The sequence below is a fragment of the Rhodovulum sp. P5 genome (assembly GCF_002079305.1).
Classification (GTDB): domain Bacteria; phylum Pseudomonadota; class Alphaproteobacteria; order Rhodobacterales; family Rhodobacteraceae; genus Rhodovulum.
Window position 1 is genome coordinate 696,113 of record NZ_CP015039.1, and the last position, 17,974, is coordinate 714,086.

Annotated in this window: 35 protein-coding genes; all 35 read left to right on the plus strand. The window is 68.3% G+C overall.

All coding sequences use genetic code 11. The features are described 5' to 3' along the window. Window positions 1–15 precede the first annotated feature (15 nt). Window positions 16–762 carry an AAA family ATPase gene (locus RGUI_RS03430; RefSeq protein ID WP_081531760.1) on the plus strand — a complete coding sequence of 249 codons (747 nt, stop codon included), beginning with the start codon at window positions 16–18 and terminating at the stop codon, window positions 760–762. Next, window positions 759–1,340, plus strand: a complete 582-nt coding sequence (locus RGUI_RS03435) for a hypothetical protein (protein ID WP_081531761.1) — start codon at window positions 759–761, stop codon at window positions 1,338–1,340. The genes RGUI_RS03430 and RGUI_RS03435 overlap by 4 nt, the downstream gene beginning before the upstream one ends. Beyond that, complete coding sequence (locus RGUI_RS03440; protein WP_081531762.1) at window positions 1,337–1,717, plus strand: hypothetical protein; 381 nt, start codon at window positions 1,337–1,339, stop codon at window positions 1,715–1,717. Before RGUI_RS03435 ends, RGUI_RS03440 begins: the two co-directional genes overlap by 4 nt. After that, window positions 1,717–2,082, plus strand: coding sequence for a hypothetical protein (locus tag RGUI_RS03445; protein WP_081531763.1), 366 nt, complete (start codon window positions 1,717–1,719; stop codon window positions 2,080–2,082). The genes RGUI_RS03440 and RGUI_RS03445 overlap by 1 nt, the downstream gene beginning before the upstream one ends. After that, window positions 2,075–2,299, plus strand: a complete 225-nt coding sequence (locus RGUI_RS03450; RefSeq protein ID WP_081531764.1) for a hypothetical protein — start codon at window positions 2,075–2,077, stop codon at window positions 2,297–2,299. Before RGUI_RS03445 ends, RGUI_RS03450 begins: the two co-directional genes overlap by 8 nt. Beyond that, on the plus strand, window positions 2,296–2,961 hold the full coding sequence (locus tag RGUI_RS03455) for a DUF3164 family protein (protein ID WP_253798830.1): 666 nt from the start codon (window positions 2,296–2,298) through the stop codon (window positions 2,959–2,961). Before RGUI_RS03450 ends, RGUI_RS03455 begins: the two co-directional genes overlap by 4 nt. A gap of 11 nt (window positions 2,962–2,972) precedes the next feature. Further along, complete coding sequence (locus RGUI_RS03460; protein WP_081531765.1) at window positions 2,973–3,173, plus strand: hypothetical protein; 201 nt, start codon at window positions 2,973–2,975, stop codon at window positions 3,171–3,173. 1 nt (window position 3,174) lies between these two features. Then, window positions 3,175–3,315, plus strand: coding sequence for a hypothetical protein (locus RGUI_RS21075; RefSeq protein WP_156882852.1), 141 nt, complete (start codon window positions 3,175–3,177; stop codon window positions 3,313–3,315). Then, on the plus strand, window positions 3,312–3,767 hold the full coding sequence (locus RGUI_RS03465; protein WP_081531766.1) for a gp16 family protein: 456 nt from the start codon (window positions 3,312–3,314) through the stop codon (window positions 3,765–3,767). Before RGUI_RS21075 ends, RGUI_RS03465 begins: the two co-directional genes overlap by 4 nt. Beyond that, the gene (locus RGUI_RS03470) at window positions 3,764–3,976 is read left to right on the plus strand and encodes a hypothetical protein (RefSeq protein ID WP_081531767.1); all 213 of its coding nucleotides are present in this window, start codon (window positions 3,764–3,766) and stop codon (window positions 3,974–3,976) included. The genes RGUI_RS03465 and RGUI_RS03470 overlap by 4 nt, the downstream gene beginning before the upstream one ends. Beyond that, window positions 3,973–4,215, plus strand: coding sequence for a hypothetical protein (locus tag RGUI_RS03475; protein WP_081531768.1), 243 nt, complete (start codon window positions 3,973–3,975; stop codon window positions 4,213–4,215). The genes RGUI_RS03470 and RGUI_RS03475 overlap by 4 nt, the downstream gene beginning before the upstream one ends. A 4-nt stretch (window positions 4,216–4,219) precedes the next feature. Continuing rightward, entirely contained in the window at window positions 4,220–4,633 is a 414-nt protein-coding gene (locus RGUI_RS03480) for a hypothetical protein (RefSeq protein WP_081531769.1), read from the plus strand. A gap of 84 nt (window positions 4,634–4,717) precedes the next feature. Beyond that, complete coding sequence (locus RGUI_RS03485; RefSeq protein ID WP_156882853.1) at window positions 4,718–5,212, plus strand: N-acetylmuramoyl-L-alanine amidase; 495 nt, start codon at window positions 4,718–4,720, stop codon at window positions 5,210–5,212. After that, window positions 5,209–5,418, plus strand: a complete 210-nt coding sequence (locus RGUI_RS21665) for a hypothetical protein (protein ID WP_081531771.1) — start codon at window positions 5,209–5,211, stop codon at window positions 5,416–5,418. Before RGUI_RS03485 ends, RGUI_RS21665 begins: the two co-directional genes overlap by 4 nt. 1 nt (window position 5,419) lies before the next feature. Beyond that, window positions 5,420–5,830 carry a DUF2730 family protein gene (locus tag RGUI_RS03495; protein WP_081531772.1) on the plus strand — a complete coding sequence of 137 codons (411 nt, stop codon included), beginning with the start codon at window positions 5,420–5,422 and terminating at the stop codon, window positions 5,828–5,830. Then, window positions 5,827–6,129: a hypothetical protein gene (locus RGUI_RS03500; RefSeq protein ID WP_081531773.1), complete on the plus strand. Its 303-nt coding sequence runs from the start codon at window positions 5,827–5,829 to the stop codon at window positions 6,127–6,129. The genes RGUI_RS03495 and RGUI_RS03500 overlap by 4 nt, the downstream gene beginning before the upstream one ends. Window positions 6,130–6,134: 5 nt before the next feature. After that, complete coding sequence (locus RGUI_RS03505) at window positions 6,135–6,671, plus strand: phage protein Gp27 family protein (protein WP_081531774.1); 537 nt, start codon at window positions 6,135–6,137, stop codon at window positions 6,669–6,671. Continuing rightward, the gene (locus RGUI_RS03510; RefSeq protein WP_081531775.1) at window positions 6,671–6,862 is read left to right on the plus strand and encodes a hypothetical protein; all 192 of its coding nucleotides are present in this window, start codon (window positions 6,671–6,673) and stop codon (window positions 6,860–6,862) included. Before RGUI_RS03505 ends, RGUI_RS03510 begins: the two co-directional genes overlap by 1 nt. Further along, entirely contained in the window at window positions 6,862–7,044 is a 183-nt protein-coding gene (locus RGUI_RS03515; protein ID WP_081531776.1) for a hypothetical protein, read from the plus strand. The genes RGUI_RS03510 and RGUI_RS03515 overlap by 1 nt, the downstream gene beginning before the upstream one ends. A 4-nt stretch (window positions 7,045–7,048) precedes the next feature. Further along, window positions 7,049–7,402, plus strand: a complete 354-nt coding sequence (locus tag RGUI_RS03520) for a hypothetical protein (RefSeq protein ID WP_081531777.1) — start codon at window positions 7,049–7,051, stop codon at window positions 7,400–7,402. Then, window positions 7,395–7,721 (plus strand): DUF6527 family protein, encoded by a 327-nt coding sequence (locus RGUI_RS03525; RefSeq protein ID WP_081531778.1) that lies wholly within the window; start codon window positions 7,395–7,397, stop codon window positions 7,719–7,721. The genes RGUI_RS03520 and RGUI_RS03525 overlap by 8 nt, the downstream gene beginning before the upstream one ends. Next, window positions 7,718–7,954 carry a hypothetical protein gene (locus RGUI_RS03530; RefSeq protein WP_081531779.1) on the plus strand — a complete coding sequence of 79 codons (237 nt, stop codon included), beginning with the start codon at window positions 7,718–7,720 and terminating at the stop codon, window positions 7,952–7,954. The genes RGUI_RS03525 and RGUI_RS03530 overlap by 4 nt, the downstream gene beginning before the upstream one ends. Beyond that, complete coding sequence (locus tag RGUI_RS03535; protein WP_081531780.1) at window positions 7,947–9,356, plus strand: terminase large subunit domain-containing protein; 1,410 nt, start codon at window positions 7,947–7,949, stop codon at window positions 9,354–9,356. The genes RGUI_RS03530 and RGUI_RS03535 overlap by 8 nt, the downstream gene beginning before the upstream one ends. Continuing rightward, on the plus strand, window positions 9,356–10,909 hold the full coding sequence (locus RGUI_RS03540) for a DUF935 domain-containing protein (protein ID WP_081531781.1): 1,554 nt from the start codon (window positions 9,356–9,358) through the stop codon (window positions 10,907–10,909). The genes RGUI_RS03535 and RGUI_RS03540 overlap by 1 nt, the downstream gene beginning before the upstream one ends. Further along, window positions 10,909–12,222 carry a phage minor head protein gene (locus RGUI_RS03545; RefSeq protein WP_081531782.1) on the plus strand — a complete coding sequence of 438 codons (1,314 nt, stop codon included), beginning with the start codon at window positions 10,909–10,911 and terminating at the stop codon, window positions 12,220–12,222. Before RGUI_RS03540 ends, RGUI_RS03545 begins: the two co-directional genes overlap by 1 nt. Beyond that, window positions 12,219–12,404, plus strand: a complete 186-nt coding sequence (locus RGUI_RS03550; protein ID WP_081531783.1) for a hypothetical protein — start codon at window positions 12,219–12,221, stop codon at window positions 12,402–12,404. Before RGUI_RS03545 ends, RGUI_RS03550 begins: the two co-directional genes overlap by 4 nt. Before the next feature lie 177 nt (window positions 12,405–12,581). Further along, window positions 12,582–13,610 (plus strand): phage protease, encoded by a 1,029-nt coding sequence (locus RGUI_RS03555; RefSeq protein WP_081531784.1) that lies wholly within the window; start codon window positions 12,582–12,584, stop codon window positions 13,608–13,610. Window position 13,611: 1 nt separating this feature from the next. Then, entirely contained in the window at window positions 13,612–14,001 is a 390-nt protein-coding gene (locus RGUI_RS03560; protein ID WP_081531785.1) for a hypothetical protein, read from the plus strand. 11 nt (window positions 14,002–14,012) lie between these two features. Further along, complete coding sequence (locus RGUI_RS03565) at window positions 14,013–14,909, plus strand: Mu-like prophage major head subunit gpT family protein (protein ID WP_081531786.1); 897 nt, start codon at window positions 14,013–14,015, stop codon at window positions 14,907–14,909. A gap of 58 nt (window positions 14,910–14,967) precedes the next feature. After that, window positions 14,968–15,201, plus strand: a complete 234-nt coding sequence (locus RGUI_RS03570) for a hypothetical protein (protein WP_081531787.1) — start codon at window positions 14,968–14,970, stop codon at window positions 15,199–15,201. A 4-nt stretch (window positions 15,202–15,205) separates the two neighbouring features. Beyond that, complete coding sequence (locus RGUI_RS03575; RefSeq protein WP_081531788.1) at window positions 15,206–15,634, plus strand: gp436 family protein; 429 nt, start codon at window positions 15,206–15,208, stop codon at window positions 15,632–15,634. A 1-nt stretch (window position 15,635) separates the two neighbouring features. Beyond that, entirely contained in the window at window positions 15,636–16,142 is a 507-nt protein-coding gene (locus RGUI_RS03580) for a phage virion morphogenesis protein (protein ID WP_081531789.1), read from the plus strand. Then, window positions 16,139–16,585, plus strand: coding sequence for a hypothetical protein (locus tag RGUI_RS03585; protein WP_081531790.1), 447 nt, complete (start codon window positions 16,139–16,141; stop codon window positions 16,583–16,585). The genes RGUI_RS03580 and RGUI_RS03585 overlap by 4 nt, the downstream gene beginning before the upstream one ends. A gap of 7 nt (window positions 16,586–16,592) precedes the next feature. Next, the gene (locus RGUI_RS03590; protein ID WP_081531791.1) at window positions 16,593–17,522 is read left to right on the plus strand and encodes a phage tail tube protein; all 930 of its coding nucleotides are present in this window, start codon (window positions 16,593–16,595) and stop codon (window positions 17,520–17,522) included. A gap of 12 nt (window positions 17,523–17,534) precedes the next feature. Continuing rightward, on the plus strand, window positions 17,535–17,927 hold the full coding sequence (locus tag RGUI_RS03595) for a hypothetical protein (RefSeq protein WP_081531792.1): 393 nt from the start codon (window positions 17,535–17,537) through the stop codon (window positions 17,925–17,927). The last annotated feature ends 47 nt before the right edge of the window (window positions 17,928–17,974 follow it).

The window sequence follows — 17,974 nt, forward strand, 5'->3', positions numbered from 1 at the left end:
CGGACGGGAGCGAAAATGACACAAGAACACAGGCTTTACAACTCTGTTGCGCCGCTGAGGAACGTCTCGGCGCTCGTGACACTGATCGAGAAGGTGCGCGACCGCGCGCCCGGTTTGCCGGGGATGGCGACATTCTCGGGCTATTCCGGCTATGGCAAGACGACGGCGGCCGTCTATGCCGCGAACTGCTTTGACGCGCTGCAGGTGCAGGTCAAGGAAAGCTGGACCGCCCGGAAGTTCTGCCAGTCGATTCTGAGCGAGATGGGCATCCTGCCCGCCAAGACCATCGCCGACATGATCGACCAGATCGCGCAGGAACTGGCGTTGTCGGACCGCGTGCTGATCGTCGATGACGCGCAATACCTGATCAAGCGGTCGATGATCGGCCATGTCCGTGACATCTACGAAAGCTCGGGCGCGACCATCATCCTGATCGGCGAGGAGCGCCTGCCGCAGCAGTTGCAGCAATGGGAAAACATCCATGGCCGGATGTTCGATTGGGTCACGGCCGAGCCCGCCTGCCTGGACGACGTGGCCCATCTGGCGCGCATCTACTGTGCCGAGGTGACCCTGTCGGAGGCGTTTCGCGCCAAGCTGTTGCATGCCTCGGTGCATTCGATCCGGCGGGTCTGCATCAATCTGGCAAAGGTGCGGGAATTCGCGCTGACCGCCGGGCTGGATGCCGTCGATCCCGATATCTGGGGCGACCGGGGCTTTTTCGCCTGCGCGGCGCCCAGGCCGCGGGGGGACATCAAGCCATGAGCCGCAAACCCGTTGACCAGCTCGCCACGTCGAGCAAGCCGCAAGGGCAGGACGGCGTCTGGGCCTGCCTGCGCATGCTGCGCACCGCCACCGTGGGCGAGATCGTGCGGGAGACCGACATCAACCGCAAGACCGTGGCCGATTACCTGCATCGCCTGCTGGCAGGCGGGTACGTCACGGTCGAGGGCACCCCGGCGCGCTACACGCTGATCCGCGATGCGGGCCATCACGCGCCGCGCCTGCGCGCGGACGGCAGCGCGGTCACGCAAGGGGCCGGAACGCGCAACATGTGGCGGTCGATGAACATGATGGGCGAGTTCTCGGCGCTCGATCTGGCGGTGCATTCGACGGCCGGCGACGTGACCGTGACCGAGGCGACGGCAAAGTCCTACTGCACGGCGCTGCTGAAGGCGGGATATCTGCGCGTTGTGCAGAAGGCCCGGCCCGGTGTCCGCCCCGCGATCTACCGCCTGGTGCGCAAGACCGGACCCCGCGCGCCGCAGATCCAGCGGGTCAAGCAGGTCTGGGATCCGAACCTCGGCGCCGTGATGTCCCCGAAGACGGAGGCGCGGTCATGAGAGGCGAAGCAAACGATCCGGTGACAAAGGCCCGCACGGCGTGGGGCGAGACGATGCCCGGTTGGGTGCTGCGCCTGGCCGAAGAATGCGCGGCCACGAGCCAGAACAGGGTGTCACGGCAGATGGGCTGGTCCGGCTCGGCCATCAGCCAGGTGCTGGGCAACAAGTATCCCGGCGATCTGGACGCCATTGAACGGGCCTTCAAGGGCGCGTTCGAGGCCGCGACGGTCGCCTGTCCGGAACTGGGCGAGATGCCGTCGCACGAATGCCAGGCATGGCGGAAGAAGGCGCGCAAGTTTTCCGGTGCCAACAGCCTGCGGGTGCGGATGTTTCGGGCCTGCTCCCGCTGTGCGCTAAACAAAAAGGGAGACGCCTGATGCCCGCTCCCCATCCCAAGCGCGCCGAGGTTCTGGCGCTGGCGCGCGCCGGCATGCGTCCGGTCGAAATCGCGCGCCAGCTGGAGATCGCGTCGCCCACCGTTAACAGCATGATCACCTGCGCCCGCGCCATGGGTCAGGACGTGCCGCATTTCCAGCGCGCCCGCCCCGGAACGGGCGTGCGTGGCCATCTGCGCGTGCCGCTGACAGATGTCGCCCGCGCTGATCTGGCCGAGGCCGCGGCGTCGCGTGGCGTCTCGCTGCCCGTGCTGGCCTCCCGTGTGCTGGAGGCCGCCGCCGAAGACGGTCTCGTCGCGGCGGTACTGGACGACGCGGACGAGACCGGGGGGCGCGCCGATGGCTGAGCCCCGCCGCTTCACCGAAGCCGAGATGCTGGCGGCCGCGGCCCGCGCCATGGGCAAGATCGACGCCCGGGGCCGGCTTGGCACGTCCCGCATCAGTTACGAGGAGATCGAGGCCATGGCGGCCACGCTCCTCGCCCTCGGGGTCGTTCCGATCCCGCCCACGGCCCCGGCGCCCGACCGGAGCCCCTATTCCCCGATCAAGGAGACCAAGCTGTGACCGCGTTCGACCCCCATCCGATCCCCGACGGGAAAGTCGTCATTCACGACGACGTCTACATGCGCGATGCCAAGGGCGCGCTGGTTCCCGTATCGGCCATCCGTCCCGAGGACCAGCTGCAGGACGAGGTCGTGCGGCGCATCATGGGCTATGCCATCTCGCTCAGCGACCAGATCGCCCGGTTCAAGGAACATACCTTCGACGACATCGGGGATTTCGATGCGCTGCTGCGGCAGGAATACGGCATCGAGCCAGGCGCGCGCCGTGGCGAGAAGTGGAAGGGCAACCGCACGCTGATGTCCTATGACGGCCTCTTCAAGGTCGAGGTGCAGGTGCAGGACCGCATCGATTTCGGCCCCGAACTGCAGGTCGCGAAGGAGCTGATCGACGACTGCCTGCTGGAATGGACGGAAGGCGCGCGCGAGGAACTGCGCGCCGTGATCACCCGCGCTTTCCAGACCGACAAGACCGGCCAGGTCAACCGGGCGAACATCTTCATGCTGTTGCGCCTGGAAATCGCCGATGAGCGGTGGCGCAGCGCGATGGAGGCAATCCGCGATGCAATGCGTGTGGTCGGCACGAAGACGTATTTCCGCGGCTACCGGCGCGCGACCCCCGACGGGGCCTGGCAGCCGGTGCCCCTGGATGTGGCGAAGCTTTGAGGGAGGCACCCATGATCATCGAACATTTCTCCGGAACCGACCTGATGTTCGGCCTTGGCCGGACCGAGGGGGCAATCGAACTCTATCTCGGCCGCCGCATCCTGCGCTTCGGCCCGCCGCTCGGCACAGAGGAGCCGGGCCCGGCCGAGGACGGTCTGCGCCCGGTCCTGTCCGGCCTCGACATGGCCGCGCTGCGCAAGGGGGGGCTTTGAGGTGTTGACGCTCGATACCCGGGTTCTGGTCACTGTGCTCGTTCTTGGTCTTCTGATCGATGGACTTGCGATCTATGGCGGGGTCTGCCTCTGGCGCCTTGTGCGCGCCCCGGCCCCTTGTGCCCAGGCGATCGTGCCATGACGAACCCCGCCCTGACCAAGCTGATCCATGTCGGCGCGCGAGAGCTTGGCCTCGACGCCGACACCCGCCACGATTTGCAGTTGCAGGCCACCGGCAAGGCCAGCCTGTCGGACATGACAGAGGCCGAGCAGCACAAGGTGCTGGAGGTTCTGCGGGGCCTCGGCTTCGTGCCGCGGCCGGGCAAGGCGGCGCGGCCGATGGCGCCGCGCTCCGATCTGCGGCTGGTGCATGTGCTGTGGAGCAAGCTTTCGCGCGCCGGAAAGACCCGCGTGAAAGGCCGGAAGGGGCTGAACGCCTTCATCCGGGCGCGCTTCGAGGACGCCTGGGGCAGCGTGCCGCTGGATGTGGACGCGCTGCGCGATGCGCAGAAGATCAACGCGGTGATCCGTGCGCTGAAGGACTGGTGCGCGCGCGAGGGCATCGTGCTGGACGGGGAGGCGCGGCCGAGATGAGCGTCTGCCTGGAAAGCATGTACACCGGGGGGCAGCTCGCCGCGGCCCTGTCCTGCGACCCGGAAGAATTCGCGTATTTCCTTGTCGGCCTGAGCGAGGATGTGGGCCCGACCTTTGTCGCAAACGTCGCCGAATATTTCCCCTTCGGGGCCGATGCGGAAGGCGTGGCCCGGCTGCTGCGCGCGTTGGCAGACGAGATAGAGCGATGAAGAAGCCGCCCTTCGAGGTCTCCGACCATGCCGTGCTGCGCTATCTCGAACGCGCCATGGGCGTGGATGTGGAGGGCACGCGGCGCAGGATCGGCCGCGCCGTCGCCGTGGCCGAGGGGCATGAGGGCATCACCGGCGTGCTGGTCGGCGGGATGCGGTTCCGGCTGCGCGGGAAGATCGTGGTGACGGTCGAGCCCACCCAATGGCCCCGCCAGCGCCACGGCCAGAAAAAGGGCTGAGGCGATGCCCGCCCCCCCCGATACCTGGATCGATGAGCTTGAGCACGATCTCGGGCAGGCCGCGGCCCTGCGGCTTCTGGCCTCGGCCGGGGGGCAGCGGCGCAACATCCCGAAACGTCCGGACCGCTCCCGGCTCGGCGATGAACTGGGGCTCGACGTGGTGCGATGGCTGTCGGCCCGGTTCGGCGGCACGGCGGTCGATATCCCCAGCGTGCACGGCCGCGAACGTCAGGACCGGTCCTCGCGGCTGCGCGCGGCCATTCTCGATGCCGGATTGACCGAACCGACCAGATCGGCAAATGATATCGCTGCGGAATTCGGCGTGACGGCGGCCTATGTGCACAAGCTGCGCAGCCAGATGCGCCGCGATGCGGCCGCCGATGCCCAGATGCCTCTGCCCCTGTTCGGCCGGGACTGACCCCCGAAACACCATCCCCCCGCCTATTCGCGTGCCGGTGTGGCACCTCTGATCCCGTCCATGGTCATCCGGAGGTTGCGACCCGTGCGTCCGATCCGCGAAATCGTCATTCACTGCTCGGCCACCCCGCCCGACTGGAAGTCCGGCGACAGCCTGTTCGAGAAGCGCGCCGAGATCCGGCGCTGGCATGTGCAGGGCAACGGCTGGTCCGATATCGGATACCACTATCTCATCGACCGCGACGGGCATTGCGCCATGGGCCGGCCGCTGGCACGGATCGGCGCGCATGTGCGCGGCCACAATACCGGCACGATCGGGCTTTGCCTGATCGGCGGTCACGGCGCGTCGGCCGACGATGCGTTCGAGGATCACTTCACCCCGGCGCAGGACCGTGCCCTGCGCGCCCTGATTGCCGAGTTGCAGGCGCGCTTCGGCCACCTGGAGGTGACCGGGCACAATCTCTACGCGCCCAAGGCCTGCCCGGGTTTCCGCGTCGGACCCTGGCTGCGGCAAGGGACGCCGTCGCGGCCGCCTTTCATCGGCCTTCTATCCAGACTTTTACGGAGCTTGAAACCATGATCGACACCCTGTTTCTGGCCGCGCGCATCGCAGCCTACGCCCTTGGCGGGGCGCTCGCCCATGCCGGCTATATCCAGTTCGACCCCGCGACCGGGGAATTCGTGGGGCAGATCGCGCCGCTCGGCCAGCTCGTGGGCGGCGCGGCCGTCACTGTCGGCACCTTCGGCGCGTCGCGCGTTGCCAAGCGCTTCGGCTGGGCGACCTGAGATGCCGCCGGAGGTTGCGGAAATCGTCGTCTGGGTGTCCGGCGGATCGTCTGCCCTCGCGCTCGGCACGACGGTCTGGAACCTGCTGATGAGCGGGTCGCGGGCCAACGGCCGCCGGATCGACGCGGTCGAGAGCGCCGCGGCCGAGCGCCACAGCCAGATCGAGGAGCGGTTCCGGCAGGGGTCCAGGCGCATGGACGACCTGACGCGCCGCACCGACGCACTGGAAGGCACCGTGCGCCAACTGCCGGGCAAGGACGACATCCACGCGGTGCAATTGGAAATGGCCAAGATCAGCGGCGCCCTGGGCGAGATGCGCGCCGTGATGGATGGATCGAACAAGATCATGGCGCGGCTTGAGGCCATCGTGTCGCGCCACGAGGATCATCTGCTCGACGGGAGCAAGCGATGAGCGATTATTCCGACACGGTACGCCGCCACCGGCGACTGGCGATCCTGCGCCACCTGGAGGCCTGTTCTGGGTATGCCTCGAACGCCTCGATCCTGGGCGATGTTCTGGCAGGCCTCGGCTTGCGGTCCACGCGCAGCCAGGTGATCACCGAACTGACCTGGCTGGCCGAGAACGGGTTCCTGACGCTCGATGGCCACCACGACGATTTCGTGATCGCCACCGCGACACAGGACGGCGTGGAAATCGCGCGCGGCGTGACCCACCACCCCGAGATCCAGCGCCCCCGGCCGCGGGGCTGACGCGCATGCCGCCGCCCCGCAAGGTCGATCTGCTGCCCGAAGAGCTGCGCCGCTGGCTGCAGGACGCCCTGCGTGCGCGCGGCTTTTCCGATTACGAGGGGCTGGCCGATGAGCTGAACGCAATGCTGGAGGCGCGCGGCGAAGAGCTGCGCATCCAGAAATCCGCCCTGCATGCCTTCGGGCAGGAATTCCGTGACTATGCCCGGATGCAGGATCAGGCGCAGGACGAAATCCGCGCCTTCCTGGAAGAGGCCAGCCTGAAGGACGAGGTCGACGTGACCTCGGCCCTGTTCCAGCAGCTGACCACGATCCAGTGGCGGCTGCAGATGGCGATGGCCACGCCCGACGCGCTGCCCGACCCGCGGGGGATGAAGGATCTGACGACCGCGCTGAACAACCTGATCCGCTCGACCGGCCTGCGCGATGCGATCCTGAAAGCCGAGCACGCCGCGCTGGCCGCAAAACTGGGCGAGGCCGTGGCCGGCGGCGAGATCGACCAGGCCGCCGCGCAGAAGGCGCGCGAAATCATGGGGTTTGCCTGATGTTCGATGCCACGTTTTTAGAACCGCCGGTCCTGCCTCCGCACACAGATGGCGACGGCGAGGAGCCGGACTGCCCGCATTGTGACGGCTATGGCCTGCGCTCCGAATGGATGACGATCAACGGTCGGATGGGTGTCGCAACCGTTCCGTGCAGCTGCCCGGCCGGCCGCGCGTACCGGGAGCGGCGCTGATGGCGTGGCGGTGGAAGAACGCCAAGGGCGAGACCGGCTATGCCCACGCGACGCAAGCGGAGGCCATCGACGACGCGCTGAAAAAGGCGCTGAAACGCGACGTGATGGACATGCAAGCCACCGAGCGCGACCGGCTGTGGGCCGGCCTTGTGCGTGGCGGATGGCGCCTGACGGAGGAGTAAAGGGATGGCTGCGAAATGGCGCTGTCGCTTGTTCTGGGGCAACCCATACACCGTGCCGCCGCACAACATGCCCCGCATCCTGAAGGCGGTCATTTGTGATCACCCGAGAACCATCCCACACGAGATCGAGCAGATGATCGCGCCAGGAACGGAGTGTGCACCCGGTAGCGGCTGGACGATAGGCTGGGAATGCATAGAGCAGCGCCCTATCAGGCGTTGGAGCGTCGAGGCCAAGGCGCGAGTGCGCCGGCTAAGACTTCGTCGGCGGCTCGAAAAGAAGTTTCCTCTGTTTGCGGAAGACTTCATTGCCGCCGAGCTTTCAAGACGACCGCAGTACTTCGCCGGGCAGGATGGGTGAGCCGATGATCCCCTCCTCGCTCCCCATTCCCGCGATCCATATCCCCGCCCGGCACGATCTGGTCGACCGGCGACTGACGGGCAGCTTCTGGATCGGCCCGCCCGATCCTGACGAGGTCGGCGCGCGTTGGATGTGGTTCGTCTGCCCCTGCGGCTGCGGCCAGATGCGCCCGATCACCATCGGGGACCGGTTCAAGCCTGCTGAAGCGCCGTCCTGGTATTGGAATGGCAGCCTGACGGAAGTCACGCTGCACCCGTCGGTGAATTGCGAGGGGCACTGGCATGGCTGGCTGCGCGGTGGTCAATGGGTGCTGGCATGAGTCCCGCCGATATCGTGCGCGCCGACCGTCTGGCCGATCTGGTGTGCCATGACGAGCAGATGACGATCTGGGTCGGCGAGGTCTTGATGGAGTTGGGTGACCATATGCGCGATCCGAGCGACTATGAAGATGTCCTCGACCGCGCGGCTGCCGTAAGAGCGGCGATCCGGCATGTCGTCGAAGGCGCGTTCGCGCATCCCGAAATCCTTGGTTTGCCGGCGCGCCATGGCTAAACCCGTCATCGCCTTCTATCCCTATCAGCGCGCCTGGATGGCGGATGCCAGCCGGTTCAAGATCGGCATGATGTCCCGCCAGATCGGCAAGACCTTTTCGACCTGCGGCGAATGCGTGGATGACTGTTTCGCCGGCTGGGCCGAGGATCGCCGCGCGCGCTGGGTGATCCTCAGCCGGGGCGAACGCCAGGCGGCCGAGGCGATGGATGAGGCGATCAAGCCCATGACGCGCGCCTATTACGAGGTTTACAACACCCTCGTAAAAGGCGGCGAACCGGTCTTTGAAGAGACCGAGTTCCGCGCGCCCCAGGCCAAGGGGCCCGATGCCGTCTACAAGGCGCTGGAGGTCCGCTTTCCCAACCGCTCCCGCATCACCGCGCTGCCGGCCAACCCCGACACGGCGCGGGGGTTCAGTGCCAATGTGATCCTCGACGAATTCGCCTTTCACGCCAAGTCGCGCGAGATCTGGGCGGCGCTCTTCCCGGTCGTGTCCAAGGGCGATCAGAAGCTGCGGGTGATCAGCACGCCCAACGGCAAGGGCAACAAGTTCTTCGAGCTGATGACGGCCGAGGACAGTGTCTGGTCGCGCCATGTGGTCGATATCTACGAGGCCGTGCGCCAGGGCTGCCCGCGCGATGTGGACATGCTGCGCGCCGGGATCGCGGACGAGGATGCCTGGGCGCAGGAATACGAGCTGAAATGGCTGGATGCCGCCAGCGCCTGGCTCGATTACGACCTGATCTCCGCCTGCGAACGCGAGGAGGCCGGCAAGCCAGAGCTTTACCAGGGCGGCCCCTGCTTCGTGGGGGTCGACATTGCGGCGCGCAACGACCTGTTCGTGATCTGGGTGGTGGAAGAGACGGGCGGCCGGCTGGTCACGCGCGAGGTGATTGCGCAAAAGCGGATCACATTCGCCGAACAGGACGCGCTGCTGGACGATGTCTTCCGCCGTTATCGCGTGGTGCGCGCGGGTATGGACCAGACCGGCATGGGCGAAAAACCGGTGGAGGACGCCAAGCGCCGCCATGGCGCGGCCCGCATCGACGGCGTGCTGTTCAGTGCGGGTTCAAAGCTCGATCTCGCCACCGCGCTGAAGGAGAAGATGGAGGATCGCGAGATGTTGATCCCCGCGGGCGACCCGGTGCTGCGCGCCGATCTGCACGCGATATCCAGCCGCACCGGGCCGACCGGCATCCGCCGGCTGGTCGCCGATGGCGAAACCGATGGCCATGCCGACAGGTTCTGGGCCGCGGCGCTGGCGGTGGGCGTCGCCGGCGGCGGGCGGCCGGACTACGACTATCAGCCCGTCAAGGGCGCGCGGTCCCGCTGGGCTGCGGCAGACGATGACGATGATGACGACGGCGCCGGCGCACGCTGGGGCCATGGGAAAGGAGCCTGGTGATGCCGATCCTCGACGCGTTCGGCCGGCCGATGACGCCGGTTGCGCCCGCAAAGCTGCTGGAGCGCCAGGCGGTGGCCTCGCTCGGTTCGGTCCGGCAGGTGTTGTCGGGCCATCCCGCCGACGGGTTGACCCCGCCGCGCGTGACGGCGCTCTTGCGCGCGGCCGAGGCGGGCGATGCGGTGGCCTATCTCGAACTCGCCGAGCAGATGGAGGAAAAGGACCTGCATTACAGCGCGGTGCTGGGCGTGCGAAAACGCGGCATCCGGGCGCTCGCGCTGCAGGTCGATCCCGGCGACGACAGCCCCGCCGCGGCCGAGGCGGCCGAGATGGTGCGCAAGACGCTGGAGGCCGCGCCGGTCAAAACGGCCCTGATCGACATGATGGATGCGCTTGGCAAGGGCTTCTCGGTCAGCGAAATCCTGTGGGAACGCCGGGGGCGCGAGATGGCCGTGGCCGGGGTCGAATGGGTCGATCCGCGCTGGTTCGAGTTCGACCAGGAGAACGGCCGGCATATCCTGTTGCGCGACAATGACGGGCCGCAGCCGCTGATGCCCGACAAGTATATCGTGCATGTGGCCAAGGCGAAGTCGGGTCTGGCGATCCGCGGCGGTCTGGCCAGGCTCGCCGCCTGGGCCTACATGTTCAAGAACTTCAACCTGAAGGACTGGGCGATCTTTGCCGAGGCCTATGGCCATCCCCTGCGGCTGGGCCGGTATGACGAAAACGCCACGGCCGAGGATCGCGCAACGCTCTTGCGCGCGGTGCGCCAGATCGGGGTCGACATGGCCGCGATCGTGCCGCGCAGCATGGAGGTGGAGATCGTCAGCGCCGCCGGCGGCGGAGTGGACAAGCTCTACGAAGGGGCTGCGCGCTGGTGGGACGAGCAGATCTCCAAGGGCGTGCTTGGCCAGGTGGCGACCACCGACGCCATCGCCGGCGGTCATGCCGTGGGCAAGATCCACGAAGAGGTGCGCAGCGATATCCGCGATGCCGATGCCGAGCAGCTGGCCGGCACGCTGCAGCGCGATCTTGCCGGCCCGCTGACCCGGCTGAATTTCGGCGCGGGCGTGGCCGTTCCGGATATCGGCTTTGTCCCGCCTGAACGGGCCGATCCGGAACTCCTCTTGCGGCTGCTGGAACATGCCCCGGCGCTGGGGCTGAAGATCGCCACGGCCGATGTGCGCCGTGCGTTTGCCCTGCGCGAACCGGAAGAGGGCGAGGACGTCCTGCAGATGCGGCAGACGCCGGCGCAGGACCCGGGCGCGCCGCAAACCCGGCAGATGGCCTCGCGCCAGGACGCCGCGGCCGCGACTGACAGCATCGATGCGCTGGTCGGCCGGCTGGCCGAGGACGGCACGCTGCAGGATCTGGCCGAGGCCGATCTTTCGTCGCTGATCGAGGCGCTGGAAGGGGCGGCGGATTTCGAGGAGGTCGGTGACATTCTGGACGCCTTCGGCGCCGCGCCCGCCGCGCCTGCGCTGCAGGAGCATCTGACCCGCGCGACCTTTGCCGCGCGCATGGCCGGTGCGCTGGGTGCGAAGGTGGCGGACTGATGGCCATCGACCTGGAGCCGCTGCCGCATCTGGAGGCCATCGACTATTTCCGTTCCAAGGGCTTCGCGGCAACGGGTCAGCGTTTCCACCATCTCGACATGTGGCGGGAAGAGCATGCCCGCAATTTCGTGGTGGCCAAGGCCATGAACGACGATGTGCTGGCCACCATCCGGGCGGAGCTGCAGCGCGCGCTGGAAGAGGGCCGCACGCTGGCAGAGTTCCAGGCCGATCTGGAGCCCGCGCTGCAAAAGGCCGGCTGGTGGGGCAAATCGCTGATGGAGGATCCGCAGACAGGCGAGATGGTCGAGGTGCAGCTCGGCTCGCCCCGCCGGCTGCGCACGATCTACGACACCAATATGCGCACCGCCCATGCCGCGGGGCACTGGGCGCGCATCCAGCGCACGAAACAGGCCTTCCCCTATCTGCACTATATCCAGGTGGAGCGGCCCTCGAAGCGCGAGGAGCACGCCCGCTTTCACGATCATATCTGGCGGGTGGATGATCCGATCTGGCGGCGCATCTACCCGCCGAACGGCTGGTATTGCGGCTGCCACGTGATCCAGCGCACCGAAGGCTGGATGCGCCGGAACGGGCGCAGCGTCTCGCCGCCCCTCGATCTGGAAGAGGAAGACTATCCCAACAAGCGCACCGGCGAGGTCGTGAAACTGCCCAAAGGGGTGCATCCGGGCTTCGACACCAATCCCGGCGCGACATGGCTCGACATCGCCGATCGCGTGGACGAGGTCTTCGGCGATCTGGACGGGGCAGACCGGGCCACCCTGCGCGGGCAGGTTCAGGCGCTGCGCCTGCGCCAGACCGCCCTGCGGCGCGAGACGCTGATCGTCAATGACGAGGACTGGACGCCCGCCGCCGCCGGCGATGCGGCCGCCGACACGCCCGACCGGGTGTCGGTCGATGCCGTGCTGGGCGGCTCGGCTGCGACGACAGGCGGGCTGCACCTGGTCCACAGCCACCTGGCCGACAGCCCGCTGTCGGTGGCCGATCTGCGCGTGCTGGCCCATCCGCGCACCGCCTCGATCGCGGCGGTCTCGCCCGGGGGGGCCGTCTGGCGGGCCGAGGCCGGCGCGGAACTCCTCGACGACCAGCTCGCAGCCTTCGCACGCGCGGCGCTGCCCGTCATCCGGGCCGAAACCGCCCATCTGTCGGAGGCCGACCGCGGCCATGTCGTGCACCATGCGCTCGCGCTCTACCTTGAGCGGCGCGGGGCGATCCGCTATCGTTTCAGTGTGACGGGGCAGTTGCGCGATCTCTTCGCGCGCCATGCCGACCTGATCGAAAGGCTGTCGTCATGAAGTTCGCCCTCTACCCCACGCCCGACTTTCTCGACCTCGACGGATGGAAGCGTCTCCTCGACGAGTTGCGCCGCGAACCCGCGGACGTGGCGGGCCACGAGGCCGCGCTGCGCCAGGCGGAAACGATGGTCGAGATCCTCTCGGAACCGGGCGCGGCAGAGCGCCCCGCTGAGGCCCGCTAGGCGGCGGGGGCCACACTCCCCGCGGAAAACCCGGCAGGGGCCTTTTTGAACGCGCTCCGCGGGTTTTAAACACCCCTTGATCCTGATCCCCCCGGCCGACCCCCGGGGGTAACCCCGCGACCCCCCGAAACTCCATCCCCGGGCCTTTCGGGGCGGGCCTGTGGCACCCCTGTCTGCATGACAGGACATGCCCGACATTTCTGCGCGCTGACGCGCCTGCCCGATACGGTGACCTCGGAAATCGAGATCATGCCGCTGGGCGAATTCCGTCTCGCCGACGGGCGCGGCAAGGTGGCGATGCGCGTCGAGGACCCGGCCGCGCTGATCGCGGCGAGCTTTGCCGCGGCGCCGGGCGAGGAAGGGGCGCGGGCGCTGCCCATCGACTTCGACCATCGCTCCTTTGCCGATCAGGGCACGGCCGACAGCCGCGCGGCGGGCTGGATCACGGCACTGCGCGCCGACGGCGACCGCATCGTCGCCGCCGTGGAGTGGACGCCGGCGGGCCGTGCGGCGCTGGAAGAGCGCAGCTACCGGTTCGTCTCGCCCGTCTTCAAGGCCACCAAGGCCGGCCGGGTCATGCTCATCGAAGGCGCCGGGCTGGTGAACACGCCGGCCCTGCCGCAGCTCAAGCAACTTGCATCCAAGGTATCGGAGGAGAACGGGATGGACCCGCTCGACGAAATTGCCAACCTGCTCGGCCTCAGCGTCGACACACCCGAAGACATCATCGCCCGGATCGGCGCGGCTCTGGAGGCCGAGACGCATCTGGCCTCGATCGCCGAGGCCGCTGGCGAGACCGGCGACGACGCCGTCACCCGCATCGCCGCGCGGCTGAAGGGCGGCGCGCCCGACCCGGCGGCGTTCGTGCCGATGGCCGCCTTCGCCGAGCTGCAGACGCAGTTTGCCTCGCTCAAGGCGGACACCGAGGCGGCGAAGGTCGAGGCCGCACTGCAGGCCGCCCGCGACGAGGGCAAGCTGATGCCGCATTCCGAAGACTGGGCGCGGCGGCTGGCCTCCAAGGACCTGGCCGAGTTCGAGGCATGGGCCGCGCAGGCGCCGGTGATGGTGGCGCCGGGCGCGCGCCAGCTGGCCGGCCGCGTGCCGCCTGCCCGGACCGAGGCGCTCGACGCCACCGAGCGCCATGTCGCCGCAATGATGGGCGTGAACGAAGACGCCTTCCTCGCCACCCGCAAGCAGGAGGTCTGAGATGGCCGCGCTTACCCGCAACACCCCCCGCACCCGCATCGGCCTTGGCCAGCGCTTTGCCGACCCCGTCGCGGCGGCGGTCACGATCTACAGCGGCGCGATGGTCGCACTCGATGCGTCGGGCAATGCGATCCCGGCGATCCCGGCAGCCCCGACGATGCGCGGCGTCGCCCTGGAAGAGGCCGACAATGCCGACGGCGCGGCCGGCGATGTCACGACGCTGATCGAGCGTGGCGCCTTCCTCGTCGCCAATGGCGGGTCGATCGACCGCACCCATATCGGCGGCGATGTCTATGTCGCCGACGACAACACCGTCGCGGCCACCGGCACGCTGGTCGCGGGCAAATGCCTTGACGTCACCAGTGCCGGCGTCGTCGTCGAAATCCTCTGAGGAGACAGGTCATGGATATCACAGCTGCTGCGCTGGCGGCCATCAACACGGGCTTCAACACCGCCTTCAACACCCGTCTGACGGGCGTTGAAACGACCTATGGCCGGGTCGCCATGACGGTCAAGTCGTCCAGCCGCACCGAGGCCTATCCGCGCCTGTCCGAGCTGGGCCCGATGCGCGAATGGGTGGGCGAACGCTATATCGAGCGCCTGTCGACCGACGGCTTCACGATCACCAACCGCAAGTTCGAGAAGACCGTCGCGGTCGCGGCGGACGATATCTCGGACGACCGCGTGGGGATCTACGCGCCCATCGTTTCCGACATGGGGCAGACCGCGGCGGAACTGCCCGACGTACTGGTCTGGGAGGGGTTGGAAACCGGTTTCGATACCGCCCATTACGATGGCCAGTTCTTTTTCGACACCGATCACCCGGTGGTGGATGCGAATGGCGTCGAGCAGTCGGTGTCGAACTTCCAGGGGGGCACCGGCGCCGCCTGGTACCTGATCGACGACACGCGCGTGATCAAGCCGATGATCTTCCAGGACCGGCAGCCGGCGACGATCACTCCGAAGACCAGCCTGACCGACGACAATGTCTTCCACCGCGACGAGTTCCTGTGGGGCGCCAAGCGCCGCTGCGCCGCGGGCTTCGGCGCCTGGCAGCTGATCTATGCCTCCCGCCAGACGCTGAACGCGGCCAACTATGCTGCCGCACGCGCCGCGATGCAGGAGATGCGCGGCCATCGCGGGCGCAAGCTGAACCTGAAGCCGAGCCTGCTGGTCGTCTCCTCGGCGAACGAGGCCGCGGCGCGGGCGCTGCTGAAAGCCGACCGCGTGGACGGGGGCGATTTCAACATCTGGCATAACTCCGCCGATCTGCTGGTCGTGAACCGGCTGACGATCTGACCTGTCGCCGGGGCGGCGCGCCCGCCCCGGTCGCAACCCGATTACGAGGAGGGCCGGCATGGCCGCGCGCAAGAAGACGACGACAGAAACGACAGAGGTCACGGCCCCCGCGGCGCGGCTGACGGTCACCTGCCTGCGCCCCGGCGGCATCCGCCGCGCCGGTCGGCGCTGGGACGAGGGCGAGACGCATCTCGCCCCGGCCGATCTCACCCCCCTCGACCGTGCGCGGCTGGAGGCCGATCCCTTCTTTCGCGTGACCGAGGCGCCGGCGCCGGCAGCGTCCGAGGGCTGAGGCCATGGCCTATGCAAGCGTCGATGACCTGAAGGCCGTGATCCCGGGGCAGGACCTGCAACTGCTGACCGATTTCGACGGCACCGACCAGCCGTCCGATACACGCCTGGCGCAGGCGCTGGACGATGCCGCGGCCGAGATCAACACATGGATCGCCAAGCGCGTGGACCTGCCGCTCGCCGATCCGCCCCATGTGTTGACCGTCATCTGCCGCGACCTGGCCATGCACCGCCTCTACGCCAATCTCGGCCATGACAGCACGGCGATGCGCCAGCTGCGTGACGGCGCGCTGGATATCCTGCGGAAAATCCACAAGGGCGAGGTGGCGCTCGGCGACGATACGGCCGGATCGGAAGAACCCGCCTCGCCCGGCGTGGCCATGACCGACGGGCCCGACCGCCTGCTCACCCGCGACAGCCTGACGGGGTTCTGAGATGGTCACGCTTACCGTCACGCTCGACGATGTCGCCGCCCGGGCCGATCTCGACCGGCTGGAGGCGGCGAGCCGCGACATGACCGAGCTGATGGACCAGGTCGGCGCGGTGCTGGTCGCCGGTGCGCAAGAGCGGATCGGCCAGACCAATGTCACCCCGGGCGGCGTGCCCTGGCCGCAAAGCCTGCGCGCACAGCTGGAGGGCGGGCTGACGCTGCATGACAGCGGTCAGCTGATGCGGTCGATCACGGAACAGCCCGGCCCGCAAAGCGTGCGCGTGGGGTCGAACATCATTTATGCCGGGATCCACCAGACCGGCGGCACGATCCGCGCGAAGACCGCCCGCGGCCTGCGCTTCACGCTCGCCAATGGCGAGACGGCCGTGGTCGGGTCGGTCACAATTCCGGCCCGCCCCTATCTGGGGATTTCCGATGACGAGCGGGCAGACATCGAGGGCCTGACCGCGGCCTGGTTCGGTGCCGTACTTGAAGAGGGCCGCGCGCGATGAACGTCCTGGACCCCGCCCTGGTGCGCGACCGTCTGCAGGCCCATGTGCCGGCGCTGCGCTTTGCGGGGCTGGCGGCCGATCTGGGCCGGGTGAATGCCCGGTCGCTGCTCTTCCCCTCGGCCTTCGTGATCCTGCTGGGCGAACAGGCCGGCGATCCGCGCTATGCCGGGCCTGACACGATCGACCAGGCCGTGACGGCCCGGATCGGCGTGATCCTTGCGGTGCGCGACATCGCCGATGCCAGCGGGGCCACGGCGGCCGGGGCGCTGACCCCGCTGCGCGCGGCGCTGCTGGGCGCGTTGACGACATATGCGCCGGAGACCGGCGGGCAGGCCTTCCGGTTCGCCCGCGGCGCGCTGCAATCGGGCATCGACGATCGCGGCGCGCTCTTCTGGCAAGACGATTTCACCCTGCGCTTCGACCGGCGCATCCAGATCACGTGAGGACCCGATGGCCACCTGGCAACAGCGCCTGATCCGCGAAAAGATCGAGACCGTACCCGGCTCCCCCGAGGTTACCGCCGCCACCGATGCCGTGCTCGGCCTCGACGTCACGATGCGCAACCTCGAAGCCGACTACCAGGACCCCGGTTTCCTGACCGGCCGGGAGGGAGCGCAGGCCGAGGACCGGCGCAACGTGCATGCCGGCATCGACTACCAGGTCGAGGCCGCGCCCTCCGGAACGGCCGGCGTGGCGCCCGCCTTCGGGCATCTGCTGCGGTCGGGCGGCTGGGTGGAGGCCGTGACCGCAGACACGGATGTCACCTATACCCCGGCGCCTGTGGACACGGCGCTGCCGTCCTGCACGTTGCAGATGCGCAATGGCGCCCTGATGCAGACGGTCGCCGGCGTGCGCGGCTCCGTCGGCTTCACCGCCGAGGCCGGGGCCAAGCCGGTCTTCAGCTTCAGCCGTCGCGGGCGCTATGCCGCCCCGGTCGCCCACGCGGCCGAGACGCACGCCTTTGCGGGCTGGCCGCGCGCGCTCGACTGCGTGCCGGAAAACGTCTTCGCCTTCACGCTGGGGGGCATCGCGCTGCCGGTGCGCAGCTTCAGCTTCACCGACGGGCGCGCGGTGCAGGTCAACAAGTACATGGGCCCGGACGAGATCACGCTGGGGCCGCGCCGCTTCACCGGGGCCATCGCCCTGAAATGGCCGGCGGTGGGAACAAAGGACCTGCTGGGCGAAATCCACGACGGCACGATCCAGCCGCTGATCTTCACGCTGGGGCAGACGGCCGGGTCGATCCTGACGGTCACCGCGCCGCGCACACAGATCAAGTTCTCGGGCGAGCAGGAGATCGACGGCGATCTCGGCATCTCGCTCGATCTCGTCTTCGAGCCGGACAGCGGCGATGACGAGATTGAAATCCGGTTCAGCTGAGGGGCGCCGCGCATGTTCGTGTTCGAGGAAGACTACTGTTTCGACTGGCCGGTGAAGGTCGCCTATCCGACCGGCGGCGGCGAGGAAATCCGGGAGTTCACCGCGCGCTTCCGCCTGCCCGCGGACGAGCTGCAGATCTTCGAGCCCGACAAGGACCCGGACGACAAGGCGGCAGAGGACAACGCGGCCCCGCCGGCCCCGACCGACATCCGGGCTCTGATCGCGCGATCGCGCGACCGGCTGGCGCAATACTGGATCGGCTGGACCGGGATCGAGACCCCGGCCGGCACGCCGCTGCCGTTTTCCGAGGACACCCGCGCCCGCCTGCTGAAGCAACGGCCGATCCGCCTGGCGATCGATGCGGCGCTCTCGGAAGCCATCCTCGGGATACGCGAAAAAAACTGAGACAGGCCGCGCGGCTGATCTATGGCCGCGCGGCCCCCTGCGAGGAC